The sequence below is a fragment of the Stenotrophomonas sp. YIM B13575 genome (assembly GCF_042787595.1).
GTDB classification, from domain to species: domain Bacteria; phylum Pseudomonadota; class Gammaproteobacteria; order Xanthomonadales; family Xanthomonadaceae; genus Stenotrophomonas; species Stenotrophomonas lactitubi_B.
Genome location: NZ_JBHZOP010000086.1, coordinates 1 through 24,322 on the forward strand (window position 1 = coordinate 1; position 24,322 = coordinate 24,322).

Annotated in this window: 18 protein-coding genes; 7 read left to right on the forward strand and 11 right to left on the reverse strand. The window is 67.0% G+C overall.

The features are described 5' to 3' along the window. Positions 1-115 precede the first annotated feature (115 nt). The 9 genes from pbpC to prpB form a co-directional block, all read right to left on the reverse strand. Positions 116-2,500, reverse strand: a complete 2,385-nt coding sequence (gene pbpC / locus ACFX4F_RS14190) for a penicillin-binding protein 1C (protein ID WP_380656331.1) — start codon at positions 2,498-2,500, stop codon at positions 116-118. A 49-nt stretch (positions 2,501-2,549) separates the two neighbouring features. Further along, on the reverse strand, positions 2,550-7,457 hold the full coding sequence (locus tag ACFX4F_RS14195; protein ID WP_380656334.1) for an alpha-2-macroglobulin: 4,908 nt from the start codon (positions 7,455-7,457) through the stop codon (positions 2,550-2,552). A gap of 121 nt (positions 7,458-7,578) precedes the next feature. Then, on the reverse strand, positions 7,579-9,039 hold the full coding sequence (locus ACFX4F_RS14200; protein WP_380656337.1) for a bifunctional 2-methylcitrate dehydratase/aconitate hydratase: 1,461 nt from the start codon (positions 9,037-9,039) through the stop codon (positions 7,579-7,581). Positions 9,040-9,164: 125 nt separating this feature from the next. Then, the gene (gene prpF, locus ACFX4F_RS14205; protein ID WP_380656340.1) at positions 9,165-10,343 is read right to left on the reverse strand and encodes a 2-methylaconitate cis-trans isomerase PrpF; all 1,179 of its coding nucleotides are present in this window, start codon (positions 10,341-10,343) and stop codon (positions 9,165-9,167) included. Positions 10,344-10,346: 3 nt separating this feature from the next. Further along, positions 10,347-10,709 (reverse strand): type II toxin-antitoxin system RelE/ParE family toxin, encoded by a 363-nt coding sequence (locus ACFX4F_RS14210; RefSeq protein WP_099818895.1) that lies wholly within the window; start codon positions 10,707-10,709, stop codon positions 10,347-10,349. Further along, positions 10,706-10,948, reverse strand: coding sequence for a type II toxin-antitoxin system ParD family antitoxin (locus tag ACFX4F_RS14215; protein ID WP_099818894.1), 243 nt, complete (start codon positions 10,946-10,948; stop codon positions 10,706-10,708). The genes ACFX4F_RS14210 and ACFX4F_RS14215 overlap by 4 nt, the downstream gene beginning before the upstream one ends. A 100-nt stretch (positions 10,949-11,048) precedes the next feature. Continuing rightward, positions 11,049-13,667, reverse strand: coding sequence for a Fe/S-dependent 2-methylisocitrate dehydratase AcnD (gene acnD, locus ACFX4F_RS14220; protein WP_380656345.1), 2,619 nt, complete (start codon positions 13,665-13,667; stop codon positions 11,049-11,051). 109 nt (positions 13,668-13,776) lie between these two features. Beyond that, positions 13,777-14,934 carry a 2-methylcitrate synthase gene (prpC, locus tag ACFX4F_RS14225; protein ID WP_089236472.1) on the reverse strand — a complete coding sequence of 386 codons (1,158 nt, stop codon included), beginning with the start codon at positions 14,932-14,934 and terminating at the stop codon, positions 13,777-13,779. A gap of 35 nt (positions 14,935-14,969) precedes the next feature. Next, entirely contained in the window at positions 14,970-15,863 is an 894-nt protein-coding gene (gene prpB / locus ACFX4F_RS14230; protein ID WP_380656349.1) for a methylisocitrate lyase, read from the reverse strand. Between the two features lie 156 nt (positions 15,864-16,019). Between prpB and prpR the strand changes: the two genes are divergently transcribed. After that, a complete protein-coding gene (gene prpR, locus ACFX4F_RS14235; RefSeq protein ID WP_380656352.1) occupies positions 16,020-17,603 on the forward strand; it encodes a propionate catabolism operon regulatory protein PrpR in 1,584 nt (527 codons plus the stop codon). A gap of 141 nt (positions 17,604-17,744) precedes the next feature. On the opposite strand, the gene pdxH is transcribed toward prpR, so the two are convergent. Then, positions 17,745-18,344: a pyridoxamine 5'-phosphate oxidase gene (gene pdxH / locus ACFX4F_RS14240; protein WP_099818890.1), complete on the reverse strand. Its 600-nt coding sequence runs from the start codon at positions 18,342-18,344 to the stop codon at positions 17,745-17,747. A 40-nt stretch (positions 18,345-18,384) separates the two neighbouring features. On the opposite strand from pdxH, the gene ACFX4F_RS14245 reads away from it, so the two are divergent. Continuing rightward, positions 18,385-19,212, forward strand: coding sequence for a kinase (locus ACFX4F_RS14245; protein ID WP_380656357.1), 828 nt, complete (start codon positions 18,385-18,387; stop codon positions 19,210-19,212). A 6-nt stretch (positions 19,213-19,218) separates the two neighbouring features. Here ACFX4F_RS14245 and ACFX4F_RS14250 read toward each other — a convergent pair whose 3' ends face one another. Further along, positions 19,219-19,422, reverse strand: a complete 204-nt coding sequence (locus ACFX4F_RS14250) for a dodecin family protein (protein ID WP_049465447.1) — start codon at positions 19,420-19,422, stop codon at positions 19,219-19,221. Between the two features lie 98 nt (positions 19,423-19,520). On the opposite strand from ACFX4F_RS14250, the gene ACFX4F_RS14255 reads away from it, so the two are divergent. From ACFX4F_RS14255 to mdtD, 5 genes are all read left to right on the forward strand, one after another. Continuing rightward, positions 19,521-20,063, forward strand: coding sequence for a shikimate kinase (locus ACFX4F_RS14255; protein ID WP_346559766.1), 543 nt, complete (start codon positions 19,521-19,523; stop codon positions 20,061-20,063). Further along, a complete protein-coding gene (aroB, locus tag ACFX4F_RS14260) occupies positions 20,060-21,172 on the forward strand; it encodes a 3-dehydroquinate synthase (RefSeq protein WP_380656361.1) in 1,113 nt (370 codons plus the stop codon). The genes ACFX4F_RS14255 and aroB overlap by 4 nt, the downstream gene beginning before the upstream one ends. A gap of 121 nt (positions 21,173-21,293) precedes the next feature. Next, positions 21,294-21,533 (forward strand): WGR domain-containing protein, encoded by a 240-nt coding sequence (locus tag ACFX4F_RS14265; protein WP_099818886.1) that lies wholly within the window; start codon positions 21,294-21,296, stop codon positions 21,531-21,533. A gap of 28 nt (positions 21,534-21,561) precedes the next feature. Further along, positions 21,562-22,644: a uroporphyrinogen decarboxylase gene (gene hemE / locus ACFX4F_RS14270; protein ID WP_032951968.1), complete on the forward strand. Its 1,083-nt coding sequence runs from the start codon at positions 21,562-21,564 to the stop codon at positions 22,642-22,644. A gap of 92 nt (positions 22,645-22,736) precedes the next feature. After that, entirely contained in the window at positions 22,737-24,146 is a 1,410-nt protein-coding gene (gene mdtD, locus ACFX4F_RS14275) for a multidrug transporter subunit MdtD (RefSeq protein WP_380656365.1), read from the forward strand. Positions 24,147-24,322 lie beyond the last annotated feature (176 nt).

Consider the following 24,322-nt stretch of genomic DNA (forward strand, 5'->3'; position numbering starts at 1 on the left):
GAGCCGAGCCCATGCTCGGCTGATCGCCGCACGTGCGTCGCGGAAGCAGCCGAGCATGGGCTCGGCTCTACGACAGCGGGGCCGGCCTACCGGAAGCGCCAATCAAGGTCGGCAGCTACCTGAGGACGTTGAACCGTACCTGCGTCCAGGCGCCGTCGGCGGCCAGCGCGGTCAACGTATGCGCACCCGGATCAGCAAACTCGCGCTGCATCAGCTGCGCACCGCGCGTCTGCGCGATCCAGCGGCCATCCAGCAGCCAATCCACGGCCTGCTCGCTGCCCAATGCGCGCAGCTGCAGGCGTACACCGTGCTCGGCATTCGGCGCACGCGCCAGCGTCGCGCCCTCGTTGAGGCCATCGATATGCAGGGCCACGCTGGCCTCACGACCATCGTCGCGGCAGTCCGCTGACAGCGCGGGAAGCTGTGAGGCGTCGCGTGTGGCCTTGGGCAGCCAGGGTGACAACAGCGCCGGCCACCGCGCGATCTCACGCGCGACTTCTTCATGCGGTGCGCTGCAGTCAGCCGATACCCGCAGGCCGGTGCGCGCGTCGGCCAGGTAACGCTGCCGACCGGGTTGCCAACGCCGCGCGTCGCGCTCCGGGAACGTCGGCGGCGCCGCACCGTCCAGCAGGTAGGCCGACAGGCGTCGCTGGCAGAGCGCGGTGGGCAACGCGTCGGCCAGTTCACCGGTCGGCCAGCAGATGTCCGCCTGGGTCACGCTGGCCGGCATCGGCGCGGCCGCTGCATCACCGCGCTGGCGCGGCAGGCTGTCGACAACTTCGAACATCAGCGGCAATGCGGTGACCGCACCGTACTGGCCCGGCAACGGCGTGCCATCGGGCCGCCCCACCCACACGCCCACGGTGTAATGGCGGGTGCTGCCGATCGCCCACGCATCGCGGTAGCCATAGCTGGTGCCGGTCTTCCAGGCCACGCGCGGCCGCCCGCCAACATCGAACGTGCCAACGCCGTAACCCGGGCGCGGGTTCGATTCCAGCATCTCGCGCACGATCCAGCTGGCACCGGGCGACGCCAGCCGGCGCTCGATCATGGGTTCGTCATCGGTATAGCGCACGCGGCCGGCAATGCCGTTGCGATTGAGTGCGGCAAACGCACCGACCAGGTCTTCCAGGCGCGCGCCGGTGCCGCCAAGTATCAGCGACAGATTCGGCGAGCTGCCCGGCGGGAAACGCAATTGGATGCCGGCATGCGACAGCCGCGCGGCAAAGCGCGCAGCACCCACCCGCTGCAGCAGGTCGACCGACGGCACGTTCAGCGACAGACGCAAGGCACTGGCAGCGCTGATCGGTCCGTTGAAGGCCATGTCGAAGTTGCCTGGCCGGTAATTGCCGAAACTCTGCGGTGCATCCACCAGCAGGCTCTCGGAATGGATCAGGCCATCATCCAGTGCCATCGCGTACAGGAACGGCTTCAGCGTGGAGCCCGGGGAACGCCAGGCCTGCACCATGTCCACGTGGCCCAGCCGTTGCCGATCACCGAAAGACAGCGTGCCGACGTAAGCACGCGCATGCAGGGTCTGGTTGTCGACCACCAGCAGCGCCGCCGAGGTGCGCTCGGGCAGCGTGGAGAAATAGCTGGCGACGCGCTCTTCCAGGGTGCGCTGCAGGCCGATGTCGATGCTGCTCTGGATCCGTGCCTGCCCCGGATGCGCGGAGTGCAGGCGCTGGGCCAGCAATGCGGCATGCAGCGGCGGACGCAGCGAGCGTGCAACCACGTTCTCGATGCGTGCGTCTTCCACTTCGTCCGGTGTCCACGCGCCGAGCTCGGCCATCCGTGCCAGCACCTTGTCGCGTGCCTTCTGCGCGGCTTCGGGATGGCGGTCCGGGCGCAGCCGGCTGGGCGCCTGTGGCAGCACCGCCAGCAGTGCGGCTTCGGCATGCGACAGCTGCGCGGCGGGTTTGCCCAGATAGGCCCAGCTGGCCGCTTCCACGCCCTCGATGGTGCCACCGTAGGGTGCGCGCTCCAGATACAACGCGAGGATCTCGCGCTTGGACAGGTGCACTTCCAGCTGCACCGCACGCAGCATCTGCTTCAGCTTGCCCCACGGCGTGCGCGTATGCGGATCGAGGATGCGCGCCACCTGCATGGTCAGGGTCGAACCACCGGAGACGATGCGTCCACCGCGCAGCAACTGGCCGCTGGCACGCAGGATCGCCAGCGGATTGATGCCCGGGTGCTGCCAGAACCAGCGATCCTCGTAGGTCAGCAGCGCCTGCAGGTACAGCGGCGAAACGCTGTCGACCGACGCCGGATAGCGCCACACGCCTTCGGCGTCGGCGAATGCACGCAATGGGCTGCCGTCAGCGGCAACCACCAGCGTGCTGGTGTCGCGCTGCTTCGGCAACGGTGGCGGGAAGACGACATCCAGCACCAGCAACAGCGCCAGCAATGCAGCCGTGCCCCAGCGCAGCCACGGCCACAGCGGTTGCAGCCGCTGCGGCAGGCGCGGCAGCCGCGTTTTCAGCGATCCCACCTTCATCCACGGCATCCTGTGGGACGGGCCGCGCCGTCGCGGCCCGTCCGCACGATCACGGCTGTACCACCGTCAACGTAGTCGGGTTGCTGCGGCCGACGCCACGCAGCTGCGGCCGGTACATGTCCTCCACCAGCGACGGCGGCACCGTGTAGGTACCCGGCGTGACCGCACGCACCAGATAGAACACATTGGCCTTGCTGCCGCGCGAGAGCTTCAGCGCCGCCACGTAGCGGTCATCGCGGAACTCTTCGTGCTTGGTATCGGCCGCTTCGCTGCGGTCGCTGATGGTGATGCCATCCACCACCACGTCGGCCCACTGCTTGGCATCGCCCAGGTTGAGGTTCTCGATCTCCAGGCCTGCCGGCAGCAGGTCGGTCAGCAGCGCATCGGGCATCTCGCTGTCGGCGGTGATGGTGACGCGCACGATCAGCGCTTCACCCTCCTTCAGCGGACGCGGCGACCACGGCTTGCCATCGGTGCCGAAGTAACTGCGCTCGACGCCGATCACGCTGTTGTCCGGTGCCGGTGCGCTGCGCGGGATGCCAGCCACGTCGATGCTGGCGAACATCGGCGGCTGCCCCTGCGGCGTGAAGCGCACGCCCGCGGCCAGCTGCCCTGCATCAAAGTTGCGACCAAACAGCTTGCGCTCGCCGATGGCCTCGGTGCTGCCACCGATCACCAGCTCACCGGCCACCAGTGCCTTCTGGTTGGCAGCCAAGGCCTTGCCGAGGCGGGCGATGGCCACCTGCTCCTGCGTGCTCAGCCACATCCAGCCACTGTTGCGGCGCGCATCCAGGCCGCGGCCCAGATCGACCGCGCGCGCATCCCATGCCGGCTTGGCCAGCTTGTTTTCGTGGGTCAGCGCGATCATCAGCGCATCGTCACGTACGGCACTGCCGTAGTCGCCGAAGTACGACGGGCGTTCGCTGCTGGACTTGGCGAAGCCGGCCGCAAGGGCTGCCTGGCCACGCTTGGCATCGCCCTGCAGCGACAGCGCCACGCCCAGATGCACCAGCGACAGGCCACCCACGGCCTTGCTGCGTTCGTTGTCGTACAGCGTGCGCAGGGTGCCCAGCGGCGCGCGGTTGACGCGGGCCAGCACGTAGCCCGAGTACGCCTGGTTGGCGAACTTCAGGCTCTCGCGCTTTTCCTGGCCGTAGAACTGGTTGCCACCGGACAGCAGGTCTTCGCTCAGGCGGTTCAGCGCCTTCTGCAGCACGTTGTCCGGTACCGCGAAACCACCGTCCTTGGCGTCGAGCAGGAACTCGGCGATGTACGGCGTCAGCCACGGGTTCACGTAGCCGTCGTCACCCCACATCGAGAAGTTGCCGTTGGCCACCTGCATCGACGCCAGGCGACCGAACGCGCCTTCCATGCGCTCGCGACGGGTCTTCGCGTCCAGGCCATCAGCGCCGAGCATGGACGAAGTCGCCTGGTCCAGGATCAGCGCGGCGTAGCCCTTGCTGGTGGTCTGTTCGGCGCAGCCGTACGGGTAGTTCAGCGCGCCCTGCAGCGCACTGGCGAACGGGATCGGCGGCAGCGGGCTGACCAGCAGGCGGGCATTGACCGATTCGGACATCAGCCCGTCCATCAGGCTGCCATCCAGGCTCACCGCCGCCAGCGGATCGAGCGTGCGCACCTGCGAACGCAGCACCTGCGGCCACGCCGCGCGTACCGGCAGATCGTAGCGGCGGTCGGCCTTGAAGCCGTTGCCATCCACGCGCACGCGCACCTTGGCCACACTGTGGCCCTCGCGCGCCGACAACGGGAAGCTCAACGTGGTCTTGGCATCAGCATTGAGCTGCACGCTACGGGTGCCCTCGCTCAGGCTGAGCGGGCCTTCGCTGTCCACGCGCACGTTGAACTGACCGGGCTTGCCGGTGAAGTTCTGCACGTCCAGGGTCACCGTACTGCGGTCGCCCGGGGCGAGCACGCGCGGCATGCTGGCCTCGGCCAGGATCGGCGCGCGCACGATGGTTTCCACATCGCGCTTGCCATACTGGTCATCGCTGTAGACCAGCGCCGACACACGCAGGGTGCCGTTGAAGTCCGGCACCTTCAGGCGGATGCGGGCAATGCCCTTGGCATCGAGCTGCACCGGGCCGGAGAACAGGTCCACGGTCTGCACGCGCGCGGTCGGCCGCTTGGCCTGCGGCAACGCCTGCAGCGCCATGTCACCACCGAACTTCAACTTGCCACTGCTGCCGTCGAAGCTCTCGATCACCCGGCTGTAGATGTCATAGGCATCGATGCCAAGCCGGCGTTGGGCAAAGAAGTGTGCGCCGGCATCGGGCACCGGGAAGCGGGTGATGTTGAGAATGCCCACGTCCACGGCCGAAACAGTGACGTGCGCGGTCTTGCCGGCCAGCTGCGGTGCGCTGACCGTCACCGGCAGGTCCTGCTCCGGCCGCATCTGCTTGGGTGCGGCCAGGCCGACAGCCACGGTGCGGCCCTTGCGGTCCATCGGCACGTGCACCACGCCTACGGCACGGGCGGGAGTGATCTTGCTCGGCGCACTGCCACCGCGGAACACCAGCGCGGTGATGTAGACGTCGTGGCGCTCCCAATCGGCGGTGACCGGGATCTTGTAGGTGGCACCGGGCTTGGCGTCGATGTCCTGCACGTACAGCATGCGGTCGGTCTCGACCATCAGCACGCCCTTGCCGGCGTGCGGCGGGGTCACCGTCACTTCCAGGGTATCGCCGGCCTTGTAGCCGGTCTTGTCCAGGCCCAGCTTCACCTTGTCCGGGCGGGCATCGAGGCCACGGTTGTCATCGCCCCAGCTCCAGCCGGCGCGGAACGGATAGCGGCTGGTCAGGCCGGTGGACGGATCCAACACGTCCACCCGGTACTCGCCCCACTCCACCGGGAAGTCGAAGGCCACTGCGCTGCCGCCGGCATCGACGGTACGGGTTTCCTTGTTCTCGAAACGGCGGGTGAAATCGTAGTCCCAGCGGTTGTCGTTGAAGGTCCAGTGGTAGTCGCGCAGCTCGCGCACCAGGGTGATCTTCAGGCCCTTGGCCGGCTGCGGCTTGCCGTCCGCATCCACGCGCATCAGTTCAAAGCGCGCGTTGCCGTTGGAATCAGCGCCATCGTCCGGATTGAACAGCGGGCGCACGCCGACCAGTGCGGCGGCCGGCCACACCACCCGCTTCAGGGTGCGGGTGACCGTGCGGCCACCGGTTTCATACAGGCTGCCGGACAGCACCACCGCGATCGGCGCCTTCGCTTTGACCGCTTCTTCCGGCAACGACACGTCTTCGCGCAGCTGGCCATTGGCCGGCAGCGTGGTGTCGATCACATCCTTGGCTTCGCGCGGCAGCTGCAGGGTCGGGTCGCCGAAGAAGTAACCCGGCAGGCCCTCCACCGGTTTCTGCTCGGCGGCCACCGCCATGCGCGCGGTGAAGCGGTTGCCATCGGCCGGGGCACCGTACAGATAGGCACCATTGGCCTGCAGGCGCAGGTCCTCACCCGGCTTCAGCGTCTTCTGGGTGCTGTCCAGGTCCAGCTTCATGCGCTCCGGCAGGAACTCCTCGATGCGCAGGGTCATGCCCTGGATCGCTTCCTTGCTGGCGGGATCGGTACGGAACTCGACCTGCCAGCGCCCGGTCGGCGCCTCGGCGGGAATGGTCTGCTCGAAGTTGATATAGCCCTGTTCGCCCGGTTGCACGCGGGTTTCGCGGAAGGTCTTGCCGTCGGGCTGCTTCAGGCGCAGGAACACCGGTTGGCTCTTCACCGGCTTGCCGTCGTTGTCACGCAGCAGTGCCGACAGGCGCACCGTCTCACCCGGGCGGTACAGATCGCGGCCCGACCAGGCGTAGACATCGAACCAGGCGTTGTCACGGCCGGCCACGGCGAACTCGCTCAGGTCCAGCGCCGGCTGGTTGAAGGGCAGGAAGCTGGTGTCCTTGCCGCTGCTGGCCACCAGCACGTGGGTGGCATCCAGGGTGTAATTCAGCAGCGCATTGCCATTGCTGTCGGTGCTGCCCTTCAGCACCACTTCGCCCTTGGCATCGAGCACGCGCAGGTCGATGCCCTTCAGCGATGCACCGTCCTTCAGCGCGGCGGTGTGTACGAACAACTTGTCCTTGTAGGCGCGGGTGTGCAGGCCGATGTCGCTGACCGAGAAGAAGGCAGTATCGAACTCACCCTCGTAGTCACCGGTGCGCTTGAGCAGGGCGAAATACAGCCCCGGCTCCTGCAGTTCCTTGATGTCCTGGGTCGGCAGGTAGGTCAGCACCCGCTCGTTCTGCTTGCCCCCCAGAATGAAACGGTTGACGTAGACCGGCTCGGCCAGCTTGTTGATCGGGCTGCGCTCGTAGTCGCTGCTCAGTTCCCAGCTGCCACGGCGACCGCCGCGCTGGTACTGGCTGAAGAAGGTCGGCAGGTCCTTTTCGCGCACGCGCAGGAACTCGACATCGACTTCCGGCACGTTCACCGACACCACCGGCAGGCCACGGCTGTCCTTGGCCGGCAGCACGCTGCCCTGCGAGGCAAAACCGGCCACCGGCTTCAACTCGCCGCTGAACACCTTCTGCTTCAGTTCCTTGCCCAGGCGGCTGCCATCGGCGGCCAGCAGGTCCGGCGAGACCACCAGGCTGAATTCCTTGCCGGCTTCGACAAAGGGATAGCGCAGGGTCAGGCCGTCATCGGACAGGGTCCAGCTGCTGTCATCATTGCCGACCTTCTCTTCGAAGCGCACCAGCTTGTCGAAGTCCTGGGTGCCGACCAACGGGCGCGAGAACTCCAGCGCCAGCGACAGGCCTTCACTTTTCTGGTCCGGGTAGGCACGCAGCAAGGTGAACTCCTTCACCTGCTCGGCCTTGGTGGCGATGGCCTCGCCGCTGGCCTTCGGCAGCTGCCCGCTGTCGTTGCGGCAACCGGCCAGGCCTGCCAACAGGCTGCCTGCCAAGAGCGCCGCCGCCCACCCCCACCGCATCCGCCGTGCCGGACCGCTCATGTCGTCACTCCTTGATCGAGGCGCCCATTATAGGGCCGCCGCGTCAAGGCGTTGACGCCGGACACCCGGTACCGGACACCCGGTAGACGCCAACCTTGGTTGGCACCCACCAAAGCGCGCCCTACCCCGGCAGATACAGGTCCACATAGTCGGTCACCGGCATCGCCGCCAGCGCCACCGGGTCCAGCGAGGCGGCCAGGATGCTTTGCTGCTGGGCAGTCGGGAAGCGGTGCGCCAGGTGCCGGCGGAACTTGTCCATCAGCAGCGGGATACCCTCTTCGCGCCGGCGCGCGTGGCCCAGCGGATACTCCACCAGCACCTCCGGCAGCGCGCAGCCGTCGTTGAAGCGCACCGTCAGGCCGTTGGCGATGCTGCGCTTGTCCGGGTCCAGGTAGTCGGCGCTGAGCTGCGGGTCTTCATGGCAGGTCATCTTCGCCCGCAGCGTGTCGATGCGCGGATCGGCCGCCATGTCGTCCTCGTAGTCCTCGGCCACCAGCCGCCCATGCAGCAGCGCGATGGCCACCATGTACTGCACGCAATGATCGCGGTCGGCCGGGTTGTGCAGCGGCCCCTGCTTGTCGATGATGCGGATGCAGGCCTGCTGGGTACGGATCGCGATGTGCTCGATGTCCTCGACCCGTCGCCCCATCGCGCGCAGCTGCTGGTGCAGCGCGATCGCCGCCTCCACCGCTGTCTGCCCGTGGAACTCGGCCGGGAAGCTGATCTTGAACAGTACGTTCTCCATCACGTAGCTGCCGAAAGGGCGGCCGAGGGTCAGCGCCTGCCCGTGCATCGATACCGCCTCGAAGCCCCAGGTCGGCGCACTGAGCACGCTGGGGTAGCCCATCTCGCCGGTGGCGGCCATCAGCGCCAGGCGCACGCCACGGCTGGTCGCATCGCCGGCTGCCCAACTCTTGCGCGAACCGGTGTTGGGCGCATGCCGATAGGTGCGCAGCGCCTGCCCATCCACCCAGGCCAGCGACACCGCATTGAGCATGCGCTCGCGGTCCAGCCCGAGCATCTGCGCAACAACCGCAGTGGTGGCTACCTTGACCAGCAGCACGTGGTCCAGGCCAACGCGGTTGAAGGAGTTCTCCAGCGCCAAAACGCCCTGGATCTCGTGCGCCTTGATCATCGCCAGCAGCACGTCGTGCACGGTCGGCGGTGGGCGCCGCAACGCGGCCGCATTGTGGCCAAGCCAGTCGGCCACGGCGAGGATGCCACCGAGGTTGTCCGAGGGGTGGCCCCATTCGGCGGCCAGCCAGGTGTCGTTGAAATCCAGCCAGCGCACCATCGCGCCGATGTTGAAAGCCGCTTGCACCGGGTCGAGTACGAAGTTGGTACCGGGCACGCGCGCGCCATTGGCCACGCTGATGCCCGGCACCAGCGGACCCAGCAGCTTGCTGCAGGCGGGGAAGGACAGCGCCTCCAGCCCGCAGCCCAGCGTGTCGAGCAGGCAGTGATGCGCGGTCTGGAACGCCAGCGGCGAATCGATGCGGGTGTCACGCACGTAGTCGACGATGTCCACCAGCAGCGCATCCCAGGCTGCATGCGCGTTGGATGGGGGGTGGCTGTCGGACATTGTGCGGTCTCCTCGTTGGGGTGTACGGTTGCCCGTGCACCATGCCAACCAAGGTTGGCATCTACCAAGACAATCGGCCTCCGCGGCCCGGTAGTCGCCAACCTTGGTTGGCGTTTACCAGAGCATCAGCCAGCCGGCACCCGCACCTTGCCTTCCATCAGCACGCGGGCACTGCGGCTCATGATGGCCTTGGACACTGTCCACTGGCCGTCAACGAGTGCCGCCTGCGCACCCACACGCAAGGTGCCTGACGGGTGCCCGAAGGCAACGGCCTCACGTTCGCCGCCACCGGCCGCACGATTGACCAGCGTGCCGGGGATGGCCGCGGCGGTACCGATCGCCACTGCAGCGGTGCCCATCATCGCGTGGTGCAACTTGCCCATCGACAGCGCGCGTGCGTGCAGGTCAATGGCCGACGCCGGAATCGCCTTGCCGCTGGACGACACGTAGTCCTGCGCGGGGGCAACGAAAGCCACCTTCGGCGTGTGCTGGCGGGTGGCCGCATCTTCCAGCGTCTGGATCAGGCCCATGCGCAAGGCGCCATGGGCACGGATCTTCTCGAAGCGCTCCAGCGCCGCCTTGTCTTCGTTGATCGCCGGCTGCAACTCGGTGCCGGTGTAACCGAGGTCGGCAGCGTTGAGGAAAATGGTCGGGATGCCGGCGGTGATCATCGTCACCTCGAAACTGCCCACGCCCGGCACGTCCAGGGTGTCGACCAGGTTGCCGGTGGGGAACATCGCGCCCGCATCGCCATCGTCGGACGGGTCGATGAATTCCAGCTGGATCTCGGCGGCCGGGAAAGTCACGCCATCCAGCTCGAAATCGCCGATCTCCTGCACTTGCCCATCGCACATCGGCACATGGGCGATGATGGTCTTGCCGATGTTGGCCTGCCAGATGCGCACGGTGCACAAGCCATCGCGCGGCACCCGCGCCGGATCGATCAGGCCGTTGGCGATCGCAAACGGACCCACGGCAGTACTGAGATTGCCGCAGTTGCCGCTCCAGTCGACAAAGGCGGTGTCGATCGACACCTGGCCATACAGGTAATCCACGTCGTGATCCGGCACCGAAGCGGCGGAAATGATCACGCACTTGCTGGTGCTGGACGTCGCGCCGCCCATGCCGTCGGTCTGCTTGCCATACGGGTCGGGTGAACCGATCACGCGCATCAGCAGCGCATCGCGCGCGCCGCCCGGCACCTGCGCGGCGTCGGGCAGGTCCTGCAGGCGGAAGAACACGCCCTTGCTGGTGCCACCACGCATGTAGGTGGCGGGAATACGGAGTTGTGGGAGGAAGGCCATGGATCAATATCCTGAATACGATGAATCGATATCGGGGGTGAGCTCATCGTCTTCGAAAAATGCTCCCATGCCTCGCGCAGCATTCCAGATACGCACGATGGAAATGTGCGCAGGTAGCTCCACGTAATAGACCAGGTAGCCGTCGAAGCGACGAACCGGATGAAAGCGCAACGGCGCTGACAGCGAGGGCAACAGATCCGCATGCAGTGCGGAACCGGCACCGGGGTGTGCTTCGATAAGCTTCACTACGGATTCCACCGCATCGATGAAGCCGATTTCCAACGCCTCTCCGCCTTGATCTCCATACCAGCTGGCTGCCTGGTCAAGATCTCGAACTGCCGCAGGGGACCAGTGCAAGGGCTTCACTTGCGGTTCCGTGCACGCTTACGCAGCTTGTCGAAGTGATCCGGCGGCAGAGGCGCCGCAGGACCTGATGCCAGACCCTCGGCAATCAACTGCCTGAGCAGCTCTTCGGCCTTGCTTCTCTGGCGCTGGCGAATCAGGTCGCGCACGTAGTCGGAGGTGCTTGAATAGCCACCTTCGCGCACTTCTTCGTCCACGAACTGCTTGAGCGGATCGGTCAGCGAAATATTCATGGTGGCCATGAGACTCTCCATTGGCAATATTTGCCAAGTCAGTGTGCGCCCTGTCCTCATGTCGGACAAGCCCGCCCCCAATCTCCGGGAGCAGGCATTCAGTCCGGCATCACGCCACCTTGGCGCCTTCCAGGAAGTCCTGGGCGAAGCGCTGCAGCACGCCACCGGCCTCGTAGATCGCCACTTCCTCGTCGCTGTCCAGGCGGCAGGTCACCGGCACGATCACGTCCTGGCCGTCGCGGCGGTGGATGACCACGCGCAACTCTGCGCGCGGCGTCCGCTCGCCGATCACATCGAAGGTCTCGGTGCCGTCGATGCCCAGGGTCAGGCGGGTGGTGCCCGGCTTGAACTCCAGCGGCAGCACGCCCATGCCGATCAGGTTGGTACGGTGGATGCGTTCGAAGCCTTCGGCAACGATCGCCTCCACACCAGCCAGACGCACGCCCTTGGCGGCCCAGTCACGCGAGCTGCCCTGGCCGTAATCGGCACCGGCGATGATGATCAGCGGCTGCTTGCGCTCCATGTAGGTCTCGATCGCCTCCCACATGCGCATGACCTTGCCTTCCGGCTCCACGCGCGCCAGCGAGCCCTGCTTCACGCTGCCGTCTTCGTTGCGCACCATCTCGTTGAACAGCTTCGGGTTGGCGAAGGTGGCACGTTGCGCAGTCAGGTGGTCGCCGCGGTGGGTGGCGTAGGAATTGAAGTCCTCTTCCGGCAGGCCCATCTTCGCCAGGTACTCACCGGCAGCACTCGACGCCAGGATCGCGTTGGACGGCGACAGGTGATCGGTGGTGATGTTGTCCGGCAGCACTGCCAGCGCACGCATGCCCGCCAGCGTGCGCTCACCGGCCAGTGCGCCCTCCCAGTACGGCGGGCGGCGGATGTAGGTGCTCTGCGCGCGCCAGTCGTACAGCGGGCTGACCTTGGCAGCGTGCTCCACGCGCACGTTGAACATCGGGTTGTAGACCCTGCGGAACTGCTCCGGCTTCACTGCAGCCTTCACCACCGCGTCGATCTCGGCGTCGCTCGGCCAGATGTCCTTCAGGCGCACCTCGTTGCCGTCGGCGTCCACGCCCAGCACATCCTTTTCGATGTCGAAACGGATGGTGCCGGCGATGGCGTAGGCGATCACCAGCGGCGGCGAGGCAAGGAACGCCTGCTTTGCATACGGATGGATGCGGCCGTCGAAGTTGCGGTTGCCCGACAGCACCGCGGTGGCGTACAGGTCGCGATCAATGATTTCCTGCTGGATCTTCGGATCCAGCGCGCCGCTCATGCCATTGCAGGTGGTGCAGGCGAAGGCGACGATGCCGAAGCCCAGCTTCTCCAGGTCCGGCAGCAGGCCGGATTCCTCAAGGTACAGCTGCACGGCCTTCGAACCCGGCGCCAGCGACGACTTCACCCACGGCTTGCGCAGCAGACCGCGCTCGTTGGCCTTGCGTGCCAGCAGCGCCGCAGCGATCACGTTGCGCGGGTTGGAGGTATTGGTGCAGCTGGTGATGGCGGCGATGATCACCGCGCCGTCGGGCATCAAGCCCTGTGCCTGTTCGGCCTTGCCGGCCTCCAGCTTGGCGGCATCGGCGATGCCACGCTCGACCAGTTCCGATACCGGCAGGCGGCGATGCGGATTGCTCGGGCCGGCCATGTTGCGCACCACCGTCGACAGATCGAAGCGCAGCACGCGCTCGTACTGTGCGGTGGCCAGGTCATCGGCCCACAGGCCGGTGCTGCGCGCGTAGTTTTCGACCAGTGCGACCTGCGTTTCCTCGCGACCGGTCAGGCGCAGGTAATCAAGCGTCTGCCCGTCGATGTAGAACATCGCGGCGGTGGCGCCGTATTCGGGGCACATGTTGGAGATGGTGGCGCGATCACCGATGGTCAGTGCGGCGGCACCCTCGCCGAAGAATTCAAGCCAGGCGCCGACCACGCGTTCCTTGCGCAGGAACTCGGTCAGGGCCAGCACCACGTCGGTGGCAGTGATGTCCGGCTGCGGCCTGCCGGTCAGCTCGACGCCGATGATGTCCGGCAGGCGCATCCACGACGCGCGGCCCAGCATCACGTTCTCCGCTTCCAAGCCGCCCACGCCGATGGCGATCACGCCCAGCGCATCCACATGCGGGGTATGGCTGTCGGTGCCCACGCAGGTATCGGGGAAGGCCACACCGTCCTGCACGTAGATCACCGGCGACATCTTCTCCAGGTTGATCTGATGCATGATGCCGTTGCCCGGCGGAATCACGTCCACGTTCTCGAAGGCCAGCTTGGTCCAGTCGATGAAGTGGAAGCGATCTTCATTGCGGCGATCCTCGATGGCGCGGTTCTTCTCGAACGCCTGCGGATCGAAACCACCGCACTCCACCGCCAGCGAGTGATCGACGATCAGCTGCACCGGCACCACCGGATTGACCTTGGCCGGGTCACCGCCCTTGTCGGCGATCGCATCACGCAGGCCAGCGAGGTCGACCAGCGCGGTCTGGCCGAGGATGTCATGGCACACCACGCGCGCCGGGAACCACGGGAAGTCCAGGTCGCGACGGCGCTCGATCAGCTGTTTCAACGAGTCGGTCAGCGTGGCCGGGTCGCAGCGACGCACCAGGTTTTCGGCCAGCACGCGCGAAACGTACGGCAGCGTGGCATAGGCACCGGGCTGGATGGCATCGACCGCGGCGCGCGCGTCGAAGTAGTCCAGCGAGGCGCCGGGGAGGTTCTTGCGATAGTCGATATTCATGGGCTGGCGGAATGCTTGAGGCGGGCCGGGTGCCGGCGATGCGGCGGCGAAAACATCCGGCCGGCACGGGGCCGGCCGGATGCATGCAGCAGTGGAACGGTGGCGATGATCAGGAACGCTTGTCGATGGCCACGAACTCGCGATCTTCCGGACCGATGTAGTTGGCGCTCGGGCGGATGATCTTGCCGTCGATGCGCTGCTCGACGATGTGCGCGCTCCAGCCGGCGGTGCGGGCGATCACGAACAACGGGGTGAACATCGCGGTCGGCACGCCCATCATGTGGTAGCTGACGGCGCTGAACCAGTCCAGGTTCGGGAACATCTTCTTGATGTCCCACATCACCGTTTCCAGGCGCTCGGCGATGTCGTACATCTTCAGGCTCGACTGCTCTTCGGACAGTTCGCGGGCGACATCCTTGATCACCTTGTTGCGCGGATCGGACACGGTGTAGACCGGGTGGCCGAAACCGATCACCACTTCTTTGCGCTCGACGCGGGCCTTGATGTCTTCCTCGGCTTCGTCCGGATTGTCGTAGCGTTTCTGCACTTCAAAGGCCACCTCGTTGGCGCCGCCGTGCTTGGGACCGCGCAGTGCGCCGATGCCACCGCAGATCGCGCTGTACATGTCGCTGCCGGTGCCGGCGATGACGCGGCAGGCGAAGGTCGAGGCGTTGAACTCGTGTTCGGCGTACAGGATCAGCGAAGTGTGCATCGCCTTCACCCACGAATCCTGCGGCTTCTCGCCGTGCAGCAGGTGCAGGAAGTGGCCACCGATGGAGTCATCGTCGGTTTCCACGTCGATCGCGCGACCGTTGTGGCTCCAGTGGTACCAGTACAGCAGCATCGAGCCCAGGCAGGCCATCAGCTTGTCGGCGATGTCGCGCGCGCCCGGATGGTTGTGGTCGTCCTTCTCCGGCGACACGCAGCCGAGTACGGACACGCCGGTGCGCATCACGTCCATCGGGTGCGCCGACGGCGGCAGCTCCTCCAGCGCAGCCTTCACCGCAGCCGGAATGCCACGCAGCGACTTCAGCTTGGCCTTGTACGAAACCAGCTCGGCGCGGGTCGGCAGCTTGCCGTGCACCAGCAGGTAGGCGATTTCCTCGAACTCGCTGGTATTGGCCAGGTCCAGGATGTCGTAGCCGCGGTAATGCAGGTCGTTGCCACTGCGGCCGACGCTGCACAGCGCGGTGTTGCCGGCGGCGGTGCCGGACAGGGCGACGGACTTCTTCGGCTTGAAGGTCGGGGTTGCGGTCGTATCGTTCATGTTTCCCTCCGAAACTTGATGGTGCAGGGTACTGCTTATTTCTTGGCGGCGAACAGCGCATCGAGCTGCTGCTCGAAGGCGTGGTAGCCGATACGGTCATACAGCTCCTCGCGGGTCTGCATGCTGTCGATCAGGTTGCGCTGGTGGCCTTCGCGGCGGACCGTCTGGTAGACGTTCTCGGCCGCCTTGTTGGCGGCGCGGAACGCCGACAGCGGGAACAGCTGGATGGCCACGCCGGCCGAGGCCAGTTCGTCTCGGCTGAACAGCGGGGTCGCGCCGAATTCAGTGATGTTGGCCAGCACCGGCACCTTCACCGCATCAACGAAGCGGCGATAGGTCTCCAGGTCGTAGGCGGCCTCGGCGAAGATGCCGTCGGCACCGGCGTCGACGCAGGCGATGGCGCGCTCGATGGCCTTGTCCACACCGTCCACCTGGATGGCGTCGGTGCGTGCGATCAAGAAGAAGTCCGGATCGGTCTTGGCATCGGCAGCCGCCTTCACGCGGTCGACCATTTCGCCCTGCGAGACGATCTCCTTGCCCGGGCGATGACCGCAGCGCTTGGCGCCGACCTGGTCTTCGATATGGCAGGCGGCCGCGCCGGCCTTGATCAGCGACTTCACGGTGCGCGCGATGTTGAACGCGCTCGGGCCGAAGCCGGTATCGATGTCGACCATCAGCGGCAGGTCGCAGACATCGGTGATGCGGCGCACGTCCACCAGCACGTCTTCCAGGGTGTTGATGCCCAGGTCCGGCAGGCCCAGCGAGCCGGCAGCAACGCCGCCGCCGGACAGATAGATGGCGCGGAAACCGGCGCGCTTGGCCAGCAGCGCATGGTTGGCGTTGATCGCGCCGATCACCTGCAGCGGCGATTCGGCAGCCAGCGCCTCGCGGAAGCGGGCACCAGCGGAGAAGGGGGTGGAAGCGGTCATGCGGCGATCCAGGTTGAAGGACAGAGGGGTAAGCGCAAGCACCATGCCAACCTGCAAGCGATTGATTTCACGGGGATGACCGGTCAACCGCAGTGAAACATATGAAACATTGAAACAGATGTATCATGCAACATCGCCGCTCCCGATCCCCGCACCATGTACCTGCCCCGCTCGCCCCTGCGCCACGCCGATGCCGACCCCGGCCGCCCGGTGATCTGGACCGTCAGCGTCTCGCGCCTGACCGGCCTGCTGGGCGATGTCATTCCCGAATTCGATCGCCGCGCACGCATCGAGCAGATCAACCTCGGCTTCGAGGAAGCAGTGGAAGTGATCGGCCAGCGCCTCCGCCGCGAGCACTGCGACGTGGTGATCGCCGGCGGCTCCAACGCGGCCTGGTTGCGCGGCCGCCTGGACCTGCCGCTTGTGCCGATCCAGGCCAACGGTTTCGATCTGATGGAAGCGCTGGCGCGGGCGCGCCGCATCGCCCCGCGCATCGGGCTGGTGACCCACGCAAGCGATGTGCCGGTGTTCAGCAGCTTCCAGCAGAGCTTCGGCCTGGACATCGAGCATCGCCGCTTCGTCACCCGCGAAGACGCCCGCGACTGCATCGCCGACCTGCGCGCCAACGGCATCGAAGTGATCGTCGGCACCGGCATGGCCATCGACCATGCCGAGCAGGCCGGACTGCCGGGCGTGCTGCTGTACTCGGCCGATTCGGTGCGGCAGGCCTTCGAGCACGCGCTGGAACTGACCCAGACCCTGGCACGCTCGGCGGACGCGCGCCCGGCCGCACGCCGAAGGGCTGCACCGCGCGCCGATGCACATGCGCTGCTCGGCGACAGCAACGCGATGGCCGACGTGCGCGCGCAGATCGCGCTGTACGCCCCGCACGACAGCACCGTACTGGTCACCGGCGAGACCGGCACCGGCAAGGAACTGGTAGCGCGGCAGCTGCATGCGGCCAGCGGCCGGCGGGGGCGCTTCGTCGCACTGAACTGCGGCGCGATCAGCGAATCGCTGCTGGAGGCCGAGCTGTTCGGCTACAGCGATGGCGCCTTCACCGGTGCACGGCGCGGTGGTCGCGTCGGCCTGGTCGAGGCCGCCGACGGCGGTACATTGTTCCTGGATGAGATCGGCGAACTGCCGCTGCCGTTGCAGACCCGCCTGCTGCGCGTGCTGGAAGAACGCGAGGTGCTGCGCGTCGGTGCAACCGAACCGACGCCCGTCGACCTGCGCGTGGTCGCCGCCACCCTGCAATCGCTGGAACAGCGCGCGGCGGCTGGCAGCTTCCGTCGCGATCTGTATTACCGGCTGGCCGCGTTGCGCATCGCGTTGCCCACTCTGCGCGCGCGTCGCAGCGATATCCCGCTGCTGACCACGCACTTCTTCCGCCAGCTGCGCGGCATCGATGCACCGCTGGATGCAGAAGCGCTGGCCCTCCTCAGCGCTGCCGACTGGCCGGGCAATGTGCGTGAGCTGCGCAATCTGGTCGATCGGCTGCGCATCCACTGGCAGCCGGGTGAAGGGCTGATCGATGCCGCGCGACTGCTGCAGCTGGCACCGGAGCTGGTGAACGAAGGCGTCGCTGCACTGCCGGTGGAAAGCAACGGCAAGCGACCGCCGCGTGCGCAGTTGGAGGCGCTGCTGCAGGAACACCGCAATGACCGCGAGGGCATGGCACAGGCGCTGGGCGTATCACGCACCACGCTGTGGCGGTGGCTGCGTGCGGAGGGGTTGTAACCACCTATTGCCTGGTGGGTGCGAACCTTGGTTCGCACCGCTCTTCCGTCAGGCACCTCATCCACGCATGGCGTGGATCTACTGGCATCGCGAGACGCTACACCAGCAGTTCATCGGCCACACGCGCCTCATCACTACGCCCTACGGGTACAGCAGGCGCTTGCTCCAGCGCCCTTCGGCGCCGGCTTCATAGCACCAGCGCTCGTGCAGGCGGAACTGCGCGCCGTACCAGAACTCGATGCGGTCAGGCACCACGCGCAGACCACTCCAGCCGTCCGGACGCGGCACGTCCTTGCCGTCGAAGCGTGCCTCGACCTCGGCCACGCGCGCGTCGAACTCCTCGCGCGAATTCAACGTCTTCGACTGCAGCGACGCCCATGCGCCGATCTGGCTCATGCGCGGACGGCTGGCGAAATAGGCATCTGCCTCGGCGTCGGCAACCTGCTCCACGCGCCCCTCGATGCGCACCTGGATGCCGGCCTCGCGCAGGCTGCGCCACAGGAACAGCAGCGCTGCCTGCGGATTGGCCTGCAGTTCGCTGCCCTTGTGGCTGTCCAGGTGGGTGTAGAACACGAAGCCGCGCTCGTCGAACGCCTTCAACAACACGGTGCGCGCCGACGGCCGGCCCTGCGTATCGGCAGTGGCTACGGTCATCGCATTGGGCTCCACCTCGCGGCTCTGTTTCGCTTCTTCGAACAGGGCGGCAAAGGTCGACAGGGCTTCGGCGTACAGGTCGCTCATGACAGCATTCTTCTCACACGGTTTGGGCTATTGTGGCGGCATGGTCGCTGCTGCGTACATGCCCCAGGTGAAAGGATTCCCCGAAACAGTGGTCGAGCAGGCGCTGGATGACGCGCTGGGCAGCAGTACAGCCGTTCCAGTATTGGCGATCAGCGGCCTGCAGGGGAGCGGCAAATCGACGCTGGCCGCGCAGGTGGTCGCCCGCGCCCAGGCTCGTGGCCTGAACGCCGCAACGCTCTCCATCGACGATGTCTACCTGACCCGCGCCCAGCGCCAGCGCTTGGCCCGGCAGGTGCACCCGTTGTTGATCACCCGTGGCCCGCCGGGCACCCATGACCTGCCGCTGGCGCATGCGGTACTGGATGCAGTGGCCGCACGACAGCCGCTGGCCCTGCCCCGCTTCGACAAACTGGCCGACGAGCGCCTGCCCGAAGCGCAGTGGCCGCAGCTCGAAAAGCCGCTGGACCTGCTGGTGTTCGAGGGCTGGTTCCTCGGCACTCCGGCGCAGAACGAGGCCGAACTGGATCCTCCCCTCAACGCACTCGAGCGCGAGGCCGATGCCGATGGCCGCTGGCGACGCTGGTGCAACCAGGCACTGGCCCGCGACTACCCGGCGCTGTGGCAGCGCTGTGATCGCCTGTGGTTCCTGCAGCCCCCGGATTTCTCGGTGGTGCCGCGTTGGCGCTGGCAGCAGGAGCAGAACCTGCAGGCGGCACAGCCGGGCCGGCACGGCATGAGCCGGCCGCAGCTGGAGCGCTTCGTGCAGTACTACGAGCGGGTCAGCCGGCAGGCATTGCGTGCGCTGCCGGACATTGCCGACCGGATGGTGGTGCTGGATGCGCAGCGCCAGGTGCAGGCGCTGCGCTGAGCAGGCTCACTCCACCAGGAAGGTGATCCGCAGGTTCACCCGCCATTCGGTGATCTCACCGTTGCCGTCGGTGACCACCTTGGTCTCGTTGATCCAGGCGCCCTGGATGCCCTTGACCGTCCCGGACACCTTTTTCAATCCGCTGCGCACCGCGTCCTCCACGCTCTTGGGCGAGGACGCATTGATTTCGATGACCTTGGCAACCGACATGGCAGGTACTCCGTCAGGCGCGGGAAACCCCGCAGGAACCTCCACCCTGACGTGAAGAACGTAAAGGCCAAGGCACGGAGGTGTTAGCATCAGAGGGCATGAATCCCGCTCCGAACCTGATCCTGATCGGCCCCATGGGTGCCGGTAAAACCTGCATCGGCCGCCGCCTCGCCGAGCGCTTCACGCTGGACTTCGTCGACGTCGACCAGGCCATCGTCGATGCGACCGGGGCCAGCATCCCCACGATCTTCGAGCATTCCGGCGAGGCCGGCTTCCGCGCCCATGAGCGCCAGGCGCTGGCACAGGTGCTGGCCGGCCGTGGCCAATTGGTTTCCACGGGCGGTGGTGCCGTGCTCGATCCGGACAATCGCGCCCTGATCGCCCGGCGTGGCTTTGTCGTCTACCTGCGGGTCAGCGTCGCGGCCCAGCTGGAGCGCCTGTCACGCGACAAGGCGCGCCCCCTGCTGCAACGGCCGGACCGCGAACAGGTGCTGCATGATCTGGCCGCGCATCGCGACCCGCTGTATCGCGAGCTGGCCGATGTCACCCTTGATACCGACCCGTTTACCGCAGCCGATGCGACCGCCCAGCTTGTGCTCAAGCTGGCCACGCACTGGCAGCGACAGGACCCCACTGCATGACTTCCCCTGCCCTGCTGCAGGTCGCCGTTGGCGGCGACCGCCCCTATTCCATCACCATCGGCGCCGGCGCCCAGGCCGACGGCGCCGCACTGGCCAGCCATGTGCGTGGCCGCCATGTACTGCTGGTCAGCGACAGCGAGGTTGCGCCACGTTATCTGGATGCCGTCAGGCAGACCCTGCTGGCCGCACGCCCGGACCTGATCGTGGGTGAGCATGTGCTTGCTGCCGGCGAAGCCTCCAAGACCCTGGCCGAGTTCGGTTCGGTCATCGAGGCCCTGGCTGCGCTCGGCGCAACCCGCGATGCCTGCGTGTTCGCCCTCGGCGGCGGTGTGGTCGGCGACCTCGCCGGCTTTGCTGCAGCCTGCTGGATGCGCGGCGTCGACTGCGTGCAGCTGCCGACCACGCTGCTGGCGATGGTTGACTCCTCGGTGGGCGGCAAGACCGCCGTGGATATCCCGTCCGGCAAGAATCTGGTCGGCGCGTTCCATCCGCCGCGTGCGGTGATCGCCGATACCCGGGTGCTGGCCACCCTGCCGCCGCGCGAGCTGCGTGCCGGCCTGGCCGAAGTGGTGAAGTACGGTGCGCTGGGTGATGCGCTTTTCTTCGAGTGGTTGCAGCAGCATGCCGACGCCCTGGTGGCCGGCGAGGATGCCGTGATCGCCGAAGCCATCGCCCGCAGCTGCCGGCACAAGGCCGCGATCGTCGAGCGCGATCCCTTCGAGAAGGGCGAGCGCGCCCTGCTCAACCTCGGCCACACCTTCGGCCACGCCATCGAAACCGAACAGGGCTACTCCGCACCGGGGCGCGATGCGCTCAACCACGGTGAGGCCGTGGCGGTGGGCATGGTGCTGGCGGCCCGCCTCTCCACTGACCTGGGCCTGGCCGACGACGCCGACCGCGTGCGGTTGCAGGCGCTACTGGAGCAATTGGGCCTGCCGGTGGCCATCCCCGCCGGACTGGACCCGCAGGCCCTGCTCGGCCGCATGCGCCTGGACAAGAAGAACGTGGCCGGCCGCCTGCGCCTGGTGCTGTGGCGTGGCATCGGCCGTGCCGAAGTGGTGCCGGACGTGGATGAAGCGGCGGTACTGAAGGTACTGGACGCAGGCTGACCGCTTCCGCGGTCGCCGTGCATGGCCCGGCGCAACCGGATTGTGCCGCGGCATGAAGCGCAGCCGAGCGTGGGCTCGGCTCTACAGGTCCGTGCCGCCCCGGGGCGATACAATCGACGCCATGCACGTCCACCTGCAACAACCCGCCGACGGTGCCCAGGCACCGCGCTTCCTGCGCCTGACCCTGGTCCCGGACCTGTTCGGCGGCTGGGAGCTGCTGCGCGAATCCGGCCGCGTCGGCGCCCGCTCGCAGCTGCGGCGCGAGCTGTACCTCAAGGCCGACGAAGCCCGCCACGCCTACGAGAAGGCCCGCGATGCCGAACTGCATCGGGGCTTCCAGATTCTTTCGCACGGCGACTGACTGCGCCGCTGCCCTTTTCGCCCAAGGAATGCCCACTGTGACCAGCCCTCTCCGCAACGATCGCCTGCTGCGCGCCCTGCGCCGCGAACCGGTGGACTGCACCCCCGTCTGGCTGATGCGCCAGGCCGGCCGCTATCTGCCGGAATATCGCGCCACCCGGGCCAAGGCCGGCAGCTTCCTGGCCATGGCCAAGAACCCGGAGATCGCCTGCGAAGTCACCCTGCAGCCGCTGCGCCGCTTCCCGCTGGACGCGGCCATCCTGTTCTCGGACATCCTCACCATTCCCGATGCCATGGGCCTGGAGCTGTACTTCGTCGAAGGCGAAGGCCCGAAGTTCCGTCACCCGGTGCGCGATGAAGCGGCCATCGCCAGGCTGGCGGTGCCGGACATGGAACAGGACCTGGGCTATGTGATGGACGCGGTACGCCTGATCCGCCGCGAACTGGACGGCCAGGTGCCGCTGATCGGTTTCTCCGGCAGCCCGTGGACGTTGGCCTGCTACATGGTCGAAGGCGGCGGCAGCAAGGATTTCGCCCGCATCAAGGCGATGGCGCTGAATCATCCGCAGGCCCTGCACCGTCTGCTGGAAGTAACCACCGACGCGGTGATCGCCTACCTCGGCGCGCAGCGCGCCGCTGGTGCGCAGGCCCTGCAGGTGTTCGACACCTGGGGCGGCGTGCTGTCGCCGGCGATGTACCGCGAGTTCTCGCTGCGCTACCTGCAGCGCATCGCCGAAGGCCTGGAGCGCGGCGAAGGCAGCGAGCGCACGCCGCTGATCCTGTTCGGCAAGGGCACCGGCCTGCACCTGGAAGCGCTGTCGCAGACCGGCGCCGATGCGCTCGGCCTGGACTGGACGCTGGACCTGGATGAAGCACTGCGCCGCACCGGTGGCCGCGTTGCCCTGCAGGGCAACCTGGACCCGACCACGCTGTACGCCTCGCCCGATGCGATCGCCGCCGCCGCCGCGCGCGTGCTCGACACCTATGCCGCCGGCAATGGCGGTTCGCGCGAGGGTCATGTGTTCAACCTCGGCCACGGCATGTCGCCGGACATGGACCCGGCCCATGTACAGGTGCTGGTCGACGCGGTGCACGCGCACAGCCAACGCTGAACATTCCGCATGCGATCGCGGCGCGATGTTGATCGCGCCGTGACCCGCAGTGCGCGATCATGGCGTCCCCCACGCTGCACCGGCCGCACGCCATGTCCACATCGCCATCGACCTACACCCGCCAGCGCCCACTGCTGTGGCTGGTGTCCTTGGCGATCTTCATGCAGATGCTGGACTCGACCATCGTCAACACGGCGCTGCCGGCGATGGCGGCCAGCCTCGGCGAAAGCCCCCTGCAGATGCAGTCGGTGGTCTTCAGCTACGCACTGGCCGTGGCCACCTTCATCCCCGCCTCCGGCTGGATCGCCGACCGCTACGGCACCCGTCGCACCTTCCTGGTAGCGATCATCCTGTTCACCCTCGGCTCGCTGGCCTGCGCCTTGGCCCAGCACCTGCACCAGCTGGTCGGCGCACGCGTGCTGCAGGGCATCGGTGGTGCGATGCTGCTGCCGGTCGGGCGCCTGGCGGTGATGCGCTCGGTACCGCGCGAGGACTTCCTGCGTGCGATGAGCTTCATCGCCATTCCGGCCCTGGTGGGTCCGCTGATCGGCCCGACCCTGGGCGGCTGGCTGGTCGAAATCGCCTCGTGGCACTGGGTGTTCCTGATCAACCTGCCGATCGGCGTCATCGGTTTCATCGCGGCGATGAAGATCATGCCCGACCACTACGCCAGCCATCGCACCCGTTTCGACCTGCGCGGCTACGCGATGCTGGCGTTCGCGATGGTGGTGCTGTCACTGGCGCTGGATGGCATTTCCGGGCTCGGCACGCCGCACGCGCTGGTGATGCTGATGACCGTCGCAGGGCTGGCAGCGCTGGTCGGCTACTGGCTGCATGCCGCCAACTCCACCGCGCCGTTGTTCTCGCTGGCACTGTTCCGCGTGCCCAGCTATCGCATCGGCATTCTCGGCAACCTGTTCTCGCGCATCGGCAGCAGCGCCATGCCGATGCTGATTCCGCTGCTGCTGCAGGTCGGCCTTGGTCTGGGGCCGATGAACGCCGGCCTGATGATGGTGCCGGTGGCGGCCGCGGGCATGGTGTCGAAGAAGCTGGCGGTGAAGCTGGTTGAACGCTACGGCTATCGCCGCGTGCTGATGACCAACACCGTGCTGGTCGGCCTGGCGATGGCCAGCTTCATCCTGATGACGCCGGGCCAGCACCTGAGCGTGCGCCTGCTGCAGCTGGCGTTCTTCGGTGCGGTCAATTCGCTGCAGTTCACCGTGATGAACACCGTCACCCTGCGCGACCTCGACCGCGAGTTCGCCAGTTCCGGCAACAGCCTGCTGTCGATGGTGATGATGCTCGCCGCCGGCTTTGGTGCGGCGGCTGCAGGCAGCCTGCTGGCCGCGTTCGGCACGCAGCTGGAAGGCCACGGCGCGACGGCGGCGCTGCACGCCACGTTCCTGTGCGTGGGCGCGATCACCCTGACCTCGACGCTGATCTTCTGGCAGCTGCCCGACACCAAGCCGGAGCCGCGCGAGGTCGAGCACGTAGCGGAGTAGTGGGTTCGGCAGGGCTGCGCCCTGCACCTGCAGAGGCCACTGCGCAAGCAACAGCAACGGCAACAGCGGGCTATCCGTGGGATGGCGGGGCGGTGTCGGATTGCGGGGACGCCGCAAGTACGTCCCTGTAGGCTTGGCCGCAGCATCCATGCCGCGGACACCCCGCAATCCGACAC

Bases quoted from the DNA above. Each gene is read 5' to 3' on its own strand.
- prpF (WP_380656340.1), bottom strand. From the start codon at position 10,343: ATGGCCTTCCTCCCACAACTCCGTATTCCCGCCACCTACATGCGTGGT.
- ACFX4F_RS14265 (WP_099818886.1), top strand. From the start codon at position 21,294: ATGCACGTCCACCTGCAACAACCCGCCGACGGTGCCCAGGCACCGCGC.
- prpR (WP_380656352.1), top strand. From the start codon at position 16,020: ATGTACCTGCCCCGCTCGCCCCTGCGCCACGCCGATGCCGACCCCGGC.
- pbpC (WP_380656331.1), bottom strand. From the start codon at position 2,500: ATGAAGGTGGGATCGCTGAAAACGCGGCTGCCGCGCCTGCCGCAGCGG.
- pdxH (WP_099818890.1), bottom strand. From the start codon at position 18,344: ATGAGCGACCTGTACGCCGAAGCCCTGTCGACCTTTGCCGCCCTGTTC.
- mdtD (WP_380656365.1), top strand. From the start codon at position 22,737: ATGTCCACATCGCCATCGACCTACACCCGCCAGCGCCCACTGCTGTGG.
- prpC (WP_089236472.1), bottom strand. From the start codon at position 14,934: ATGAACGATACGACCGCAACCCCGACCTTCAAGCCGAAGAAGTCCGTC.
- ACFX4F_RS14245 (WP_380656357.1), top strand. From the start codon at position 18,385: ATGGTCGCTGCTGCGTACATGCCCCAGGTGAAAGGATTCCCCGAAACA.
- aroB (WP_380656361.1), top strand. From the start codon at position 20,060: ATGACTTCCCCTGCCCTGCTGCAGGTCGCCGTTGGCGGCGACCGCCCC.
- ACFX4F_RS14255 (WP_346559766.1), top strand. From the start codon at position 19,521: ATGAATCCCGCTCCGAACCTGATCCTGATCGGCCCCATGGGTGCCGGT.
- ACFX4F_RS14195 (WP_380656334.1), bottom strand. From the start codon at position 7,457: ATGAGCGGTCCGGCACGGCGGATGCGGTGGGGGTGGGCGGCGGCGCTC.
- ACFX4F_RS14215 (WP_099818894.1), bottom strand. From the start codon at position 10,948: ATGGCCACCATGAATATTTCGCTGACCGATCCGCTCAAGCAGTTCGTG.
- hemE (WP_032951968.1), top strand. From the start codon at position 21,562: ATGCCCACTGTGACCAGCCCTCTCCGCAACGATCGCCTGCTGCGCGCC.
- prpB (WP_380656349.1), bottom strand. From the start codon at position 15,863: ATGACCGCTTCCACCCCCTTCTCCGCTGGTGCCCGCTTCCGCGAGGCG.
- ACFX4F_RS14200 (WP_380656337.1), bottom strand. From the start codon at position 9,039: ATGTCCGACAGCCACCCCCCATCCAACGCGCATGCAGCCTGGGATGCG.
- acnD (WP_380656345.1), bottom strand. From the start codon at position 13,667: ATGAATATCGACTATCGCAAGAACCTCCCCGGCGCCTCGCTGGACTAC.
- ACFX4F_RS14250 (WP_049465447.1), bottom strand. From the start codon at position 19,422: ATGTCGGTTGCCAAGGTCATCGAAATCAATGCGTCCTCGCCCAAGAGC.